Below are 14,561 nucleotides of genomic sequence, written 5' to 3' on the forward strand. Positions count from 1 at the left end.
CGGATCGCCACATCCCCGAACGGCGCACGGCTTTAGTCGGTCCCAGCACCTAGGCTGTGGGAATGCAGCGGCGGATCTTCGGCATCGAGACCGAATTCGGCGTGACCTGTACGTTCCACGGACAGCGCAGGCTGTCTCCGGACGAGGTCGCGCGCTACCTGTTCCGGCGGGTGGTGTCGTGGGGGCGTTCCTCCAACGTGTTCCTGCGCAATGGCTCGCGTCTCTACCTCGACGTCGGCTCCCACCCGGAGTACGCCACGGCCGAGTGCGACGACCTCGTCCAGCTGGTCACCCACGACAAGGCGGGCGAGCGGATCCTGGAGGACCTGCTCGTCGACGCCGAGCGGCGGCTGGCCGACGAGGGCATCGGCGGCGACATCTACCTGTTCAAGAACAACACCGACTCGGCGGGCAACTCCTACGGCTGCCACGAGAACTTCCTGGTCACCCGGGCCGGGGAGTTCTCCAGGATCGCCGACGTGCTGCTGCCGTTCCTGGTCACCCGCCAGCTGATCTGCGGCGCGGGCAAGGTCCTGCAGACCCCGCGCGGCGCGGTGTACTGCCTGTCCCAGCGCGCCGAGCACATCTGGGAGGGCGTCTCCAGCGCGACCACCCGCTCGCGCCCGATCATCAACACCCGCGACGAGCCGCACGCCGACGCCGAGCGCTACCGGCGCCTGCACGTCATCGTCGGCGACTCGAACATGGCCGAGCCGACCACCCTGCTCAAGGTCGGCACCGCCAACCTGGTGCTGGAGATGATCGAGGAGGGCGTGCAGTTCCGCGACTTCAGCCTCGACAACCCCATCCGCGCCATCCGCGAGATCAGCCACGACCTGACCGGCAAGCGCCTGGTCCGGCTCGCGGGCGGGCGCGAGGCCAGCGCCCTGGACATCCAGCGCGAGTACTACAGCAAGGCCGTCGAGCACGTCGCCCGCCGCTCGCCCGACCCGCTGGCCGACCGGGTGATCGAGCTGTGGGGCCGGGTGCTCGACGCCGTCGAGGCCCAGGACCTCAGCCGCATCGACCGGGAGATCGACTGGGCGATCAAGCACCGCCTGATCGAGCGGTACCGCGGCAAGCACGACCTGGACCTGTCCAGCCCGCGCATCGCCCAGCTGGACCTGGCCTACCACGACATCCGCCGCGGCCGGGGCATCTTCGACCTGCTCCAGCGCAAGGACCTGGTGGTCAGGGTGACCGACGACGGCGAGATCGAGGCCGCCAAGGACACCCCGCCGCAGACCACCCGCGCGAAGCTGCGCGGCGACTTCATCGCCGCGGCGCAGCAGGCGGGCCGCGACTTCACCGTCGACTGGGTGCACCTCAAGCTGAACGACCAGGCCCAGCGCACGGTCCTGTGCAAGGACCCGTTCCGGGCCGTCGACGAGCGGGTGGAGCGGCTGATCGCCTCCCTGTGAGGCTCCCAGCGAGGCTCCCGGTGAGACTCCGGATGTGAGATCAGGGCCGGGCCCTGTGCGAGGACTCCTCGCACAGGGCCCGGCCCTTTGTGGTCATTGGCGCGCGTGCCGACGCGCCACGCCGCTCCAGGCTCCGCGTTGTCCACGCGCGACAGCACCGACAACAGGACCGTGCTATCAGCTATGCGCTATCAAGATATTAGAGAAGAGTGCTGCCGAGGAGAGCGCGCGAGTGAGGGCGCACCCAGCGGGTGGAAGCGACTCGCGACTCCGGGGCTCGGTGACAAGCGCAGCGACGTGAGGGCCTGGGGGAGAGGCCACGCGACCGGCCAGCCTACGCCCCGCGTTCGCACACATGTTCGGTGTGTTGGGTGTCGGGGCCGGTGGCGGGGGCGTTAGGGTGCGCTGGTGTCCGTTGCCCGCGCAGAGCGCTTGGTGAACCTGGTGCTGTGCCTGCTGTCCACCCGGCAGTTCCTCAGTGCGGACCGCGTCCGGGGGATCGTGCCGGGGTACAACGACGCGCCCTCCGACGAGGCGTTCTTCCGGACCTTCGAGCGCGACAAGACCGAGCTGCGCGAACTCGGGATTCCGCTGGAGGTCGGGCGCAACTCGATGTTCGACACAGTGGACGGCTACCGCATCGCCCGCCGCGACTACGAACTCGGCGAGATCGACCTCGAACCCGACGAGGCCGCGGCCGTCGCGCTGGCCGTGCGGCTGTGGGACTCCCCCGAGCTGACCGGCGCGGCGCACGGGGCGCTGCTGAAGCTGCGCGCGGCCGGGGTGGACGTCGACCAGGGCGCGCCCGCGATCGTCGAGCCGAAGGTGCGCACGACCGAACCGGCGTTCGCGCCACTGCTCGGCGCCGTCCAAACCGGACAGGCGGTGGCCTTCGACTACCGCAGGCCGTCCTCCGCGGAACTGCGCGCCCGGACCCTGGAGCCGTGGGGCGTGGTGTCCTGGCGCGGGCGCTGGTACGTCGTCGGGCAGGACCGCGACCGGGGCGCGCCGCGGTGCTTCCGGCTCTCGCGCGTCGTCGGCGAGGTGCGCAAGGTGGGCAGGGCGGGGCAGGTGCGCAGGCCCGAGGGCGTGAACCTGATGGCGTTCGTCGCCTCCTTCGACCACGAGCAGCGGCCCGGCACCCCCGTGCGGCTGTGGGTCGCCGAGGGGCGCGCGGCCGGGGTGCGCAGGCGGGCCACCGTGATCGGCGCCCGCGAGATCGATGGGACACCGGGGGACGTGGTGGAGCTGGACCTGGCCTACCCGGACTCGGCGGCCAAGTGGCTGGCCGGGTACGGGCCGGACGTGGTGGTGCTGTCGCCGGACGTGCTCGCCAAGGGCGTGCGCGAGCGGCTGCTCGCCGTCGCCGAGGACGCGCGGTGACCGCCGCGCAGGAGCGCCTGCCCCGGCTGCTGGCGCTGGTGCCCTACCTGATCGCCCGCCCCGGCATCCAGATCGACGAGGCGGCGGCCGACTTCGGGGTCACGGCCAAGCAGCTGCGCAAGGACCTGGAGCTGCTGTGGATGTGCGGGCTGCCGGGCTACGGCCCCGGCGACCTCATCGACATCTCCTTCGACGAGGACACCGTCACGGTCACCTTCGACGCCGGGATGCGCAGGCCGCTGCGGCTCACCGGCGCGGAGGCGACCGCGCTGGTGGTGGCCCTGCGCGCCCTGGTCGACACCCCGGGGGTGGCCGACGCCGACGCGATCCGGCGGGCGCTGGCCAAGATCGAGGCCGCCGCGGGGCAGGCCGAGCCCGCGGGCGTGGCCGTGGGCCTCGGGGTGCGGGAGGGCGCGGCGACGGCCGGGGTCCGCGAGGTCGTCCAGTCGGCGCTGCTGCGCGGTCGGGCGGTGCGCATGTCGTACTACACCGCCTCGAAGGACGAGATGACCGAGCGCGTCGTCGACCCGATGCGGGTGATGATCGTGCAGGGCCGCGGGTACCTGGAGGCGTGGTGCAGGCGCGCCGAGGCGGTGCGGCTGTTCCGGCTGGACCGCATCGACGACGTGGTCGTGCTCGATGAGCCCTCCGCTCCGCCCCCGCACGCGCGGCCCACCGACCTGACCGAGGGGTTCTTCCAGCCCGAGCCGAACCAGCGCGTCGCCCGGCTGGTGCTGGAGCCCGACGCCCGCTGGGTGTCGGAGTACTACCCCGTCGACGACGTCCAGGAGCTTCCCGGCGCACGTCAGCGGGTCGTCATGCGCTACGCCGACGAGTCGTGGATGACCAGGATGCTGCTCGGCCTCGGCGGCGACGTGCGCGTGGAGGAGCCCGAGGGCCTGGCCGCCGCGCTGCGGGCGCGGGCGGCCGCAGCGGTGCGCCGGATCGACCTGGTCCAGCCCTGACGCCGGACGGTCACCTCTGCGCAACGTGGTCGGTCCGCCCCGGTTGGTTTCCCGGTCATCCGCGCACCGGTAGAGTTCGGGCTGTGCCGTTCCTGCTCAGCGCCGCCGTGCTAGTCGTGCTGGTGCTGTTCGCCGTGGTCGGGGTCGGAGTGCTCCGCCGGGCAGGCCGCGCACGGGCCGCGCTGGGCGCGGTGAGTTCGGGCTTGGCCGACCGGTCGGGCCTGTTGCGAGCCAGGGCCGCGGCGCTTCGCGTGGCGATCGGCGACAGAAAGATGTCAGCCGGGCACGTAGAATCGATGCAGCGAGGCGAGACAGGAGGACGGCCGTGAACCTGGGACCGTGGGAGATCCTCATCATCGCGGTGGTGATCGTGCTGCTCTTCGGGGCGCGCAAGATGCCGCAGATGGCGAGGTCGCTCGGGCAGTCCATGCGCATCCTGAAGGCCGAGACCAAGGTCATGAAGGACGAGGACCCCGAGACGGTGGCGCAGGCGAAGGCGGAGACCCCCGCCCCGGTGCCGCCGCAGCAGCTGGCTCCCGCCAAGGCGGAGCAGACGCCGGAGGAGCTGCAGCGCAGGCTCGACGAGCTGCAGCGCAAGGTGGAGCAGCAGGACGCGGACGCCGCGCGCAAGAACGCCAGCTGAGCGGGCGGATACGGTGGTGCAAGATCCGCCCCGCCGGTCCGGTCGCCGCGAGAAGAAGAAGCTGCGCAGCCGTCGGCACAACCCCGACGGCACGATGTCGCTGCGCGAGCACCTCTACGAGCTGCGGCACCGGCTCGGCCTGGCCGTCCTGTTCGTCATGCTGGGCGCGGTATTCGGCTTCGTCTGGTTCCTGATCCCGATCGGCCCGGTGCCCTCGCTGGGCGACATCCTGCTCAAGCCGTACTGCGCGCTGCCCACCGACATCCGGTTCGAACCGGTGCCCGGGGACTGCCAGCTGCTCCAGACGAAGCCGTTCGAGGCGTTCATGGTGCAGTTCAAGGTGGGCATCGCCGTCGGCATGGTCGTGATGGCGCCTGCCTGGCTGTACCAGGTGTGGGCCTTCATCACCCCTGGTCTCTACCTCCGCGAGCGCCGCCTGGCGCTGATGTTCGTGATGATCGGGTCGGTGCTGTTCGCCGCCGGTGGCTTCCTGGCGTTCTTCGTCATCCCGCAGGGCCTGGAAGTCCTGATGAGCTTCGGCGGCGGGGTGTTCATCACCGCGCTGAACGCCACGGAGTACATCTCGTTCGTCCTGGTCATGCTGATGATCTTCGGCGTGAGCTTCCTGCTGCCGCTGCTGATCACGATGCTCAACATGGTCGGCGTCCTGCCCTACGAGAACCTCAGGCGCTGGCGGCGCTACATCATCTTCGCGCTGTTCATCTTCGCCGCGTTCGCCACGCCGGGCACCGACCCGGTGTCGATGATCGCGCTGGGCGTCGCGATGACGGTGCTGTTCGAGGTCGCCGTGCAGATCGCCCGGTTCCACGACAAGCGCAAGGCCAAGCGGGAGGCGCTGGAAGACGAGGCCAACGCCACCGACGTGGACGCGCCGTCGCGGCTGGACCTGGCGCCCGAGCCGGTGGAGCCCGTGCGGAACCTCGACGACGTCACCTGAGCCCCTTGAGTCTTCCCGGCCGGTCTGCTGGAGTTGCCCCTCCGGTAGAGGGAGGGCTCATGCGGGTGGCTTTGGCCGTGCATCCGGCGTCCGGGCACGGGGTCGCCGGTCGGGTGGCCGATGCGGTCGCGGGCAGACTGCGCGCGGTCGTGGACGATCTGACCGTGGTCTCGGCGGCGAGCGTCGAGGAGTCGCGCGTTCTGATGCTGCGCGCCCGCGACGCCGGTCTGGACCTGGTCGTGGTCCTCGGCGGCGACGGGTCGGCGCACCAGGGCGTGCAGTTCTGCGCCGAGCACGACGTCGCCTTGGCGGTCGTCCCGGCGGGCACCGGCAACGACCTGGCGCGGGCGCTGGGCGGGCCGGGCGAGCCGCTGGCCGCCGCGGACGCGCTGGTCGCCGCCATCGGCACGGGCGCGGTGCGCAAGCTGGACCTGGGCCGCGTCGAGGGCGGGCCGTGGTTCGCGACCGTGCTGTGCGCGGGGTTCGACTCGGCGGTCAACGAGCGGGTGAACCGGATGCGGTGGCCGCACGGGCGCCGCCGCTACGACCTGGCGATCGTGGCCGAGCTGGCGGCGCTGCGGCCCCGGCGCCTCGTCGCCGACACCGACACCGGCCGGGTGGAGCTGGACGCCGTGCTGGTCGCGGTGGGCAACACGGCGTACTACGGCGGCGGCATCCCGGTGTGCCCGAACGCCGACCCGGCCGACGGGCTGCTGGACATCACCGTCGTGGGCCGGGTGTCGCGGCTGGACCTGCTGCGCATCCTGCCCAGCCTGCGCACCGGCAGGCACGTGGCCCACCCGGCGGTGCGGACTCTGCGGGCGCGGCGGGTGGCCCTCGGCGGGGACACCGGGTGGATGGCCTACGCCGACGGGGAGCCGATGGCGCCGCTGCCGGTCACGGTGGAGTGCGTGCCAGGGGCGTTGTCCGTGGTCGGGTAGCACGGACACGACGGACGTCGGCCAGGTGTGAAAGCCTTGCGGGGTGTCCGCTGGTGCAACCCCCTCCCCGGCCGAGGCGTACGCCGCATCCCGGCGCCGCGCGAGCCACCCCAAGCTCACCGATTTCACCGGTGAGCTGTCCTTCGAGCTCGACCCCTTCCAGTACCAGGCGTGCGCCTCCCTGGAGGACGGGCACGGGGTGCTGGTGTGCGCGCCGACCGGCGCGGGCAAGACGGTGGTCGGCGAGTTCGCGGTGCACCTGGCGCTCTCCGAGGGCCGCAAGTGCTTCTACACCACCCCGATCAAGGCCCTGTCGAACCAGAAGTTCGCCGACTTCACCGCCCGCTACGGGGCCAAGTCGGTCGGCCTGCTGACAGGGGACACCGCGATCAACGGCAGCGCGCCCATCGTCGTCATGACGACCGAGGTGCTGCGCAACATGCTCTACGCGGAGTCCTCCGCCCTCGACGGCCTCGGGTACGTGGTCATGGACGAGGTGCACTACCTCGCCGACCGGTTCCGCGGCGCGGTGTGGGAGGAGGTGATCCTGCACCTGCCGGAGTGGGTCACCCTGGTCAGCCTGTCGGCGACGGTCAGCAACGCCGAGGAGTTCGGCGAGTGGCTGGTGGAGGTGCGCGGCGACACCGCGGTCGTGGTCGACGAGCACCGGCCGGTGCCGCTGTGGCAGCACATGCTGGTCGGCAACCGGATGCTCGACATCTTCGCCGACGGCGAGCCCGGCGGTGACGCGCGGATCAACGCGCAGCTGCTGCGCCGGGTGGAGGAGGTCAGCCGCCAGCACGCGCCGTGGCGCGGCCCCCGCCAGCGGGGCGGGCGCCCGGAGCGGGCGCCGCGCTCGCGGTTCCGGCCGCCGTCGCGGGTGGAGGTGGTCGGGCGGCTGGACGCGGCCGGGCTGCTGCCCGCGATCGTGTTCGTGTTCAGCCGGGCGGGGTGCGAGGCCGCGGTGACCCAGTGCGTGCGCTCGGGGCTGCGGCTCAACGACGAGGCCGAGGTCGCCGAGGTGCGCCGGATCGTCGAGCGGCGCACGAAGGACCTGCCCGACGCCGACCTGACCGTGCTGGGGTTCTGGGAGTGGCGCGAGGCGCTGGAGCGCGGGTTCGCGGGCCACCACGCCGGGCTGCTGCCCGCCTTCAAGGAGACGGTGGAGGAGCTGTTCGTGCACGGCCTGGTCAAGGCCGTCTTCGCCACCGAGACGCTGGCGCTGGGCATCAACATGCCCGCCCGCACCGTCGTGCTGGAGCGGCTGGTCAAGTACAACGGCGAGGCCCACGTCGACCTGACCCCGGGGGAGTACACCCAGCTCACCGGGCGGGCGGGGCGGCGCGGCATCGACGTCGAGGGCCACGCGGTTGTGCTGTGGCAGCCGGGGATGGACCCGAAGGCGGTCGGCGGGCTGGCCTCCACCAGGACCTATCCGCTGCGCTCGTCGTTCAAGCCCGGCTACAACATGGCGATCAACCTCGTGGACCGGCTCGGGGTGGCGCAGGCGCGCGACATCCTGGAGCAGTCCTTCGCCCAGTTCCAGGCCGACCGCTCGGTGGTGGGGCTCTCCAGGCGGGTCGACCGCAACGAGGAGGCGCTGGCGGGCTACGCCGAGTCGATGGTCTGCCACCTGGGCGACTTCGCCGAGTACGCCGAGCTGCGCAAGCGGATCACCGATCGGGAGAAGCTGCTGGCCAGGCAGAACAGCGCCGCGCGGCGCTCGGAGACGGCCCAGTCGCTCGAGGCGCTGCGCAAGGGCGACGTCATCGCGGTGCCCGCGGGCAGGCGCTCCGGGCTGGCCATCGTGATCGACCCCGGCCTCGACCCGATGGGGGAGCCGCGGCCGCTGGTGGTGACCGAGGACCGCTGGGCCGGGCGGCTGTCGGTGGCCGACTTCCCCGCGCCGGTGGAGGCGCTGGGCCGGGTGCGGCTGCCCAAGCAGGTCGACACCCGCTCGCCGAAGTCGCGCCGCGACCTCGCCGCCGCGCTGCGGGAGACCGGGATCGAGGCGCCCGGTCGCGGACGGCGGCGCTCCGGGGCCGATGAGGACAGCGAGCTGCTGTCGCTGCGCCGGGCGCTGCGCGCGCACCCCTGCCACGGCTGCGACGACCGGGAGGCGCACGCCCGCTGGGCGGAGCGCTACCACCGGTTGCGCTCGGAGACCGACCAGGTCTCGCGCAAGGTCGCGGCCACGACGCACTCGCTGGCCCGCCAGTTCGACCGCATCCGGGCGCTGCTGGGCGAGCGCGGCTACCTGGCCCCCGACCCGGAGCAGCCGGGCGAGCAGGTGGTGACCGAGCACGGCAAGCGCCTGGCCCGCCTCTACAGCGAGTCCGACCTGGTGGCCGCGGAGTGCCTGCGGCACGGGGTGTGGGACGGCCTGGACGCCGCCGAGCTGGCCGCGGTGGTCTCGGCGCTGGTGTACGAAGCGCGCCGGGACGGCCCGATGGAGGCGCGGGTGCCCGGTGGCGCGGTGACCGACGCGCTGACCGCGACCGCGCGGCTGTGGGCGGAGTTGGAGGCCGACGAGCGCCACCACCGCCTGGACCGCACGCGCGAGCCCGACGCCGGGTTCGCCTGGACGGTCTACCGCTGGGTGCGCGGGGAGACGCTGGAGCGGGTGATCACCGCGGCCGAGTCGGCGGGGCAGGAGCTCTCCGCGGGGGACTTCGTGCGCTGGTGCAGGCAGGTCGTCGACCTGCTCGACCAGATCCGCGACGTCGTGGGCCGCGAGGAGCCCGTCGGGGCGGCCGCCGCGGCGGCGGTGAAGGCGATCAGGCGCGGGGTCATCGCACTCGCCTCGACATGAGCGCGGGTCGCCAGGCGCGGGAGGTCGGCGCTGTGGTTTGATCGCGGCGAGGTCTGGGCGGTGGAGTCCCGGGCGGTCGCGCGCGACACCAGGCGGAGGCGAACGATGAGCAGCCCTTACGGGCCGTCCGGCGGACAGGACCCGCAGCAGCCGTGGGGGCAGCAGCCCTACGGTGGCGGCCAGGTCCCCGGTCCGCCGTCCGGCGGGTTCCCGGCCCAGGGGTACCCGCACCAGCAGCCGGGCCAGCCGCCCTACGGCTACCCGCAGCAGCCGCAGCCGACCCAGCAGTACCCCAGCGGCTACCCCCAGCAGTACGGCGACCCGTCGCAGCAGCAGCACCACAACCCTTACGGCGACCCCTCGCAGCAGCACCAGCAGCAGCCCTACCCTGGCTACGGCCAGCAGCAGCAGCCCTATCCCGGTCAGGCGCCGCCGCAGAAGAAGAAGTCCAGCGGACTGCTCTGGGCCGTGGTGGCGGTCCTGGTGCTGGCCGTCGGCGCGGTGCTCGTGCTCGGCTTCGTCACCCCCGGCTGGTTCACCAAGCGGGTCTTCGACCACACCGCGGTGCAGGACGGCGTGCAGCGCGTCCTGGTCAACGACTACAAGGCGGACTCGGCCAAGATCGAGTCGGTGACCTGCCCCGAGGGCGAGCCGGTCACCAAGGACCACCGCTTCACCTGCCAGCTCAAGTACGACGGCCAGGAGTTCAAGGTCGACATCACCGTCCGGGACGAGTCCAACGGCCAGTACGAGGTGGCCAACCCGAACCTGCCGAGCTGACGCTGTCCCCCGAGGTACGCGCCCTCACCGACGACGAGGTCAGGGCGGCGCACACGCTGTTCCGCGCCTCCCTGCACCGCGGTCCGATGTCGGCCGACCAGTGGGAGTTCACCCGGCACTCCTTCGAGCCGGGGCGGACCCTGGGCGCCTTCGACGGCGCCCGGATGGTCGGCACGGCGCTGGCGTGGTCATCGGACCTGGTGGTGCCGGGCGGCGCGGTGCTGCCGATGGCCGCCGTGACCCGGGTCGGCGTGCGCGCCGACCACCGCCGCCGCGGTGTGCTGAGGTCGCTGATGCGCGCGCAGCTGGACGACCTGGCCGCCCGCGGCGACGTGCTGGCCGGTCTGCACGCCAGTGAACCCGGGATCTACGGCCGTTTCGGCTACGGGATCGGGACCAGGGCCCACCGGGTCGCCGCCCGGCGCGCCCTGCTGCGCGCGGAGGTGCCCGCCACCGGCTCGGTGCGGATCGTCGACGCGGACGAGGTGTCGCTGCCGGAGGTGTACGCCAGGGCGCGCGCGGGCAGGCTCGGCTCGATGGCCCGGCCGCGGGCGTGGTGGGCGACCTTCTACGAGCGCTCGCTGGGTGTCGGCGAGAACCTCGTCGTGGCCGTCCACACCGGACCCGACGGCGATGACGGCTTCGTGGCCTGGCGTCCGTCGGCGGTCGAGGACCCCGGCGCGGGTGTCACGCTGGCGGTGGACGACTTCGTCGCCGCGACCCCGTCGGCGGCGTTCGCCCTGTGGCGCTTCCTGTTCGGCGCGGACCTGGTCGAGTGCGTGCGCTCCTGGCTGCGCCCGGTAGACGACCCGCTCTCGGCCGCCGTCGTCGACCCGCGCGCGATCACGGTGGAGGCGCTGACCGACGACCTGTGGGTCCGCCTCGTCGACGTGCCCGCCGCGCTGGCCTGCCGGTCCTATCAGGACGGTGACCCGGTGGTGGTCGAGGTCGCCGACCCGTTCCTGCCCGCCAACTCCGGGCACTACCGCATCGGCCCGGACTCCGCCGCGCGCTGCGACGGCCCGGCGGCGGTGTCGCTGCCCGTGGACGTGCTCTCGATGCTCTACCTGGGCTCGTGGTCGTGGTCGGCCCTGGCGGAGACGGGCCGGGTCCGGGTGCGCGACCCGGCCGCGCTGCCGCGGTTGGACCGGTTGTTCGCCGTGGACCGGGCGGCGTTCACCGGGACGTTCTTCTAGCCGCTCACCAGTTGGGCCGTTCTCACTGAGTGGGCCGCAGGGCCTCGATCAGCCGGTCGACCGAGGAGCCGAGGTCCCAGCGGGCCTGCAGCTCCCGCATGCGGTCGACGTCGATGTCGCCGGGGAGGGCGTCGGGCCCGCTGGCGACGATCGGCGCGTCCTCGTTGACCTTGACCACGAGCGGGGCCTTGGCCAGGTAGTCGGCGTCGTGCTCGAAGGCGGTGCGCACTCGCAGGGGGACCTCGGCCGAGCCCGCGGCCGCGGCGTCGAGGAGGGCCTGCAGGGAGCCGAACTTGGTGATCAGCTTGGCCGCGGTCTTCTCGCCGATCCCGGCGATGCCCGGCAGCCCGTCGGAGGGGTCGCCCCGCAGCACGGACATGTCGGCGTAGGCGGAGCCGACGGGCGGCAGCCCGTACTTGGCCCCCAGTTCGGCGGGCCCGACGACGGTGGCCTTGCGCCAGCCCGCGCCGACGTAGACCACGCGGACGGGAGTGGGCTCGTCGCGGACGCACTGGAACAGGTCGCGGTCGCCGGTGATGATCTCCACCGGGTCGGCATCCTCCCGGGCGGCGAGCGTGCCGATGACGTCGTCGGCCTCGTGCCCCGCCGACTCGGCGGCGCAGATCCCGGCGGCGGCGAGCAGGTCCATGATGATCGGCACCTGCGGGGTGAGGGTGTCGGGCACTTCCTCGACGTTGTTGGCCGGGTCGGCCAGGCGCTGGGCCTTGTAGCTCGGGATCGCCGCCACCCGGAAGGCGGGCCGCCAGTCGGCGTCCAGGCACGCCACGAGCCGCGACGGCCGCCGCTCGGCGATGATCTGCGCGACCATCCCGGCGAACCCCCGCACCGCGTTGACCGGTACCCCGTCGGGGGAGGTCATCGACTCGGGGACGGCGTAGAACGCCCGGAAGTACAGGCTGGCCGAGTCAAGCAACACGAGGGGTCCGCTCACGGGCCAACCCTACCGCCGGGCCACCCGTGACCCGCCCGCCCCGGTATGGCGGGAAACTCTTCGAACAGAAGCCGCGCATCCCCCGTCATGGGGACGGACGTCGGACGTCTCGATCACATGCGGAAGAGCCGACTGTCGCGGAGCGGGCGCGCCGCGATCCCAGGACCCCGCTCGCACCCGGCGGACGAGACCCGTCCCGACGTGCGCGCGGCCATCGCCGTCCTCCCCGACGCCCAGCGGCTCATCCTGCGCCTGCGGCTCATCGACGGCCTCTCCGCCGAGGAGGTCGCGGCCGAGGTCGGCATGTCCCCCTCCGGCGTCCGCCTCGCCCAGCACCACGCCCTGAACGCACTGCGCGCCCACCTGGCGGAGAAGCGCCCCTAGATTGCCCGATCTAGGCGCCTCGCGAGTGGACGACGGCGTTGATCCACCCGCGGTAGGTGGGGACGTCCTGCCAGATACCGGTGCCAGGGCTGCCGTCCGGGGCGGTGGAGCAGTTGTGCGGGCGCCACTGGTAGTCGTCGCCGTCGCCGGTCGTCGAGCCGACCAGCTGCCATTCGCCGTGCGCGCGCCGGATCTGGGGGCCGCCGGAGTCGCCGTAGCAGGCCATCCGGGGGTGCCCGTCGCGGGAGACGACGCACAGTTCGCGGGCCGGGTCGAAGAACCCGCAGCGGTGGTCGGGAACGAGGACGGTGTCCAGCTCCTGCAGGTGCGCGGGACGCTGGAGGCAGGCCGGGTCGGTGAGGCTGCGGTCGCAGGTCATGCCCCAGCCGAGGACGCGGGTGGCGGTCCCGGGGCCGCCCGCGCGGGCGGCGACGCGGATCGGGGTCTGCGGCACCGGGCTCGACAGGCGGGCGAGGGCGATGTCGTACCCGGGCCTGTCCACGTCGTAGCGCGGGTGGGGGACGACGAGATCGATGCCCGTCACGCTCCCGCCCGCGGTGCGGTCGAGTGAGCCCACCCGAGCTGTTGACCCGCCCGGGTGGATATGGGGAGCGCAGTGCGCGGCTGTCACCAACCACTGCCGCGCGATGAGCGCGCCACCGCACAGGTGCGCGCCGGAGTTCTGGATGCTGGCCATGAACGGGTACGGCCCGGTCGCGTCCCGCCCGCCGACGATGGTGGGAGCGACCTCCGCCCGCGCGAGGCCCGCGGTGGCCAGCACGAGTCCGATCACCGCGGCGATCCCCCGGGTTGTGCGCACAGCGTGCCCCTTTTCCGTTCCACTGGTGAACGGCGTGACCCCGACAGCCGGGTCGGAGTTCGTCGGCGGCCAGGCCGTGAACCGCGGGCGGCGGTTCCCACCATGATCGGCACACCGGGAGGAGGTGGGCAAGGCTCCCGTCCGGGGAGGCCCAAACAGGAAACAGCCCGCACTGGTCCGGAAAGTGGCGTCAGGGGGCCGCGCGGCCGTCCGAGGTCCCCGGACGGCCGCGCGGGCGGGGTCAGGGGCGGCCGGGGAGGCGGTGGTTCGCGCCCAGGGCGGCGCCGCGGTGGGGTTTGTACTGGTCGTAGCCGCGGCTGTCGCACTGCAGGCCGCCGTTGATGCAGTGCGAGACCAGGGCGGCGAGGGTGGGCTCGTCCCAGGCGTTGAAGAAGTCGTAGTGCCAGGAGTGGCCGCGCCCGCTGGAGAGGCGCACCGTCGACATGTTGCCGTCCACCGGGAAGGCGATCTTGAACTCCAGCATCGGCACCGGGCGCGGGTGGCTCGCGGGGCAGACCCCGCTGACCGGGTACGCCATGTGCGACTGGTGGTTGGCCGAGTCCAGGTTGACGCCGTCCCAGCAGCTCGGCGCCTGGTAGCGGATGTTCAGCTGGCTGCCGGACGGGCAGGTGGCCGGGAAGTCCCAGTTCCGGTAGCTGTTGCCGCACTCCCAGCCCTCGACCGCGCCGGGCGCGGTGCGGAACTGGTCGGCGGTGGCGGACGGGCTGCCCACGACGAAGCGCAGCCCCGGCGGGAACGGCCGGACCTGCCTGTGGTCCAGGATGCCGGACTTGTAGTAGATGACCTGCCTGCCGGTCGGGAACTTCGGCTGGTTGTCCTTGTAGATGGTCGGGAACCAGTACGCCGACAGGTCGTCCGGCGCGGTGCAGGACGTGCCGCCGACCCCGGTCGCGCGCAGCGACGCCAGCGTGGTGTGGGCGTTGGTGCTCGGGTTGCCGGTGAAGGTGTGGTCGTGTGACGCGCCGGGCAGCCTGGGGAAGACGATCGGGTCGTCGCCGCGGTTGTGGGTGACCGAGCAGTTCGCCTGGAACTCGCGGTGGCTGACGTAGTCGTCGGCCTGGGCGCTGATCTGGCCCAGCGCGACGACGGTGGTGGCGGCGAGCATGGTGGCGACGGCTAGCAGTGGGGTGAGGTTTCGGGGCACAGGGTTTGCCTCCTCGACGGTGGGGACGGCCGTGGGAGAGCGCTCTCCCATTCAGCGTGGTCCCCGAGTGGACCCGCTGTCAAGGACCGCGTCGGCGGATCGCTTGACAGTCCCGCCACGCACTCGTAACACTCCGGTGGT

At 72.7% G+C, this 14,561-nt stretch carries 14 protein-coding genes; 11 read left to right on the forward strand and 3 right to left on the reverse strand.

Annotation, left to right across the window (positions count from 1 at the left end; all coding sequences use genetic code 11):
• The first annotated feature begins 62 nt into the window (after nucleotides 1–62).
• From pafA to ACTG9Q_RS25145, 10 genes are all read left to right on the forward strand, one after another.
• A complete protein-coding gene (gene pafA, locus ACTG9Q_RS25100) occupies nucleotides 63–1,421 on the forward strand; it encodes a Pup--protein ligase (protein ID WP_455575348.1) in 1,359 nt (452 codons plus the stop codon).
• 408 nt (nucleotides 1,422–1,829) lie between these two features.
• Nucleotides 1,830–2,804 carry a helix-turn-helix transcriptional regulator gene (locus ACTG9Q_RS25105; protein WP_455575349.1) on the forward strand — a complete coding sequence of 325 codons (975 nt, stop codon included), beginning with the start codon at nucleotides 1,830–1,832 and terminating at the stop codon, nucleotides 2,802–2,804.
• Entirely contained in the window at nucleotides 2,801–3,769 is a 969-nt protein-coding gene (locus ACTG9Q_RS25110; protein WP_455575350.1) for a helix-turn-helix transcriptional regulator, read from the forward strand. Before ACTG9Q_RS25105 ends, ACTG9Q_RS25110 begins: the two co-directional genes overlap by 4 nt.
• Nucleotides 3,770–3,852: 83 nt before the next feature.
• A complete protein-coding gene (locus tag ACTG9Q_RS25115; RefSeq protein ID WP_455575351.1) occupies nucleotides 3,853–4,098 on the forward strand; it encodes a bacteriophage holin in 246 nt (81 codons plus the stop codon).
• Nucleotides 4,095–4,412 (forward strand): Sec-independent protein translocase subunit TatA, encoded by a 318-nt coding sequence (tatA, locus tag ACTG9Q_RS25120; RefSeq protein WP_455575352.1) that lies wholly within the window; start codon nucleotides 4,095–4,097, stop codon nucleotides 4,410–4,412. The genes ACTG9Q_RS25115 and tatA overlap by 4 nt, the downstream gene beginning before the upstream one ends.
• A gap of 16 nt (nucleotides 4,413–4,428) precedes the next feature.
• Nucleotides 4,429–5,370 (forward strand): twin-arginine translocase subunit TatC, encoded by a 942-nt coding sequence (tatC, locus tag ACTG9Q_RS25125; RefSeq protein WP_455575353.1) that lies wholly within the window; start codon nucleotides 4,429–4,431, stop codon nucleotides 5,368–5,370.
• Between the two features lie 59 nt (nucleotides 5,371–5,429).
• A complete protein-coding gene (locus ACTG9Q_RS25130) occupies nucleotides 5,430–6,311 on the forward strand; it encodes a diacylglycerol/lipid kinase family protein (RefSeq protein ID WP_455575354.1) in 882 nt (293 codons plus the stop codon).
• A gap of 43 nt (nucleotides 6,312–6,354) precedes the next feature.
• Nucleotides 6,355–9,123, forward strand: a complete 2,769-nt coding sequence (locus ACTG9Q_RS25135) for a DEAD/DEAH box helicase (protein WP_455575355.1) — start codon at nucleotides 6,355–6,357, stop codon at nucleotides 9,121–9,123.
• A gap of 105 nt (nucleotides 9,124–9,228) precedes the next feature.
• Nucleotides 9,229–9,903, forward strand: coding sequence for a DUF4333 domain-containing protein (locus ACTG9Q_RS25140; RefSeq protein WP_455575356.1), 675 nt, complete (start codon nucleotides 9,229–9,231; stop codon nucleotides 9,901–9,903).
• A gap of 2 nt (nucleotides 9,904–9,905) precedes the next feature.
• Nucleotides 9,906–11,099, forward strand: coding sequence for a GNAT family N-acetyltransferase (locus ACTG9Q_RS25145; RefSeq protein WP_455575526.1), 1,194 nt, complete (start codon nucleotides 9,906–9,908; stop codon nucleotides 11,097–11,099).
• 22 nt (nucleotides 11,100–11,121) lie between these two features.
• On the opposite strand, the gene ACTG9Q_RS25150 is transcribed toward ACTG9Q_RS25145, so the two are convergent.
• Nucleotides 11,122–12,051 carry a 5'-3' exonuclease gene (locus tag ACTG9Q_RS25150; protein ID WP_455575357.1) on the reverse strand — a complete coding sequence of 310 codons (930 nt, stop codon included), beginning with the start codon at nucleotides 12,049–12,051 and terminating at the stop codon, nucleotides 11,122–11,124.
• A gap of 117 nt (nucleotides 12,052–12,168) precedes the next feature.
• On the opposite strand from ACTG9Q_RS25150, the gene ACTG9Q_RS25155 reads away from it, so the two are divergent.
• Nucleotides 12,169–12,435, forward strand: coding sequence for a sigma factor-like helix-turn-helix DNA-binding protein (locus tag ACTG9Q_RS25155; protein WP_455575358.1), 267 nt, complete (start codon nucleotides 12,169–12,171; stop codon nucleotides 12,433–12,435).
• Nucleotides 12,436–12,445: 10 nt separating this feature from the next.
• Here the strand turns inward: ACTG9Q_RS25155 and ACTG9Q_RS25160 are convergent, their stop codons facing one another.
• Both ACTG9Q_RS25160 and ACTG9Q_RS25165 read right to left on the reverse strand, forming a co-directional pair.
• The gene (locus ACTG9Q_RS25160) at nucleotides 12,446–13,255 is read right to left on the reverse strand and encodes a S1 family peptidase (RefSeq protein WP_455575359.1); all 810 of its coding nucleotides are present in this window, start codon (nucleotides 13,253–13,255) and stop codon (nucleotides 12,446–12,448) included.
• A gap of 241 nt (nucleotides 13,256–13,496) precedes the next feature.
• On the reverse strand, nucleotides 13,497–14,420 hold the full coding sequence (locus ACTG9Q_RS25165) for a DUF1996 domain-containing protein (RefSeq protein WP_455575360.1): 924 nt from the start codon (nucleotides 14,418–14,420) through the stop codon (nucleotides 13,497–13,499).
• Nucleotides 14,421–14,561: the final 141 nt, after the last annotated feature.

It is taken from the genome of Actinokineospora lacus (genome assembly GCF_053813445.1).

What these genes read in the sequence shown, in the direction of transcription:
- pafA (WP_455575348.1), top strand. Translation starts at nt 63, where the DNA reads ATGCAGCGGCGGATCTTCGGCATCGAGACCGAATTCGGCGTGACCTGT.
- ACTG9Q_RS25130 (WP_455575354.1), top strand. Translation starts at nt 5,430, where the DNA reads ATGCGGGTGGCTTTGGCCGTGCATCCGGCGTCCGGGCACGGGGTCGCC.
- ACTG9Q_RS25140 (WP_455575356.1), top strand. Translation starts at nt 9,229, where the DNA reads ATGAGCAGCCCTTACGGGCCGTCCGGCGGACAGGACCCGCAGCAGCCG.
- ACTG9Q_RS25155 (WP_455575358.1), top strand. Translation starts at nt 12,169, where the DNA reads ATGCGGAAGAGCCGACTGTCGCGGAGCGGGCGCGCCGCGATCCCAGGA.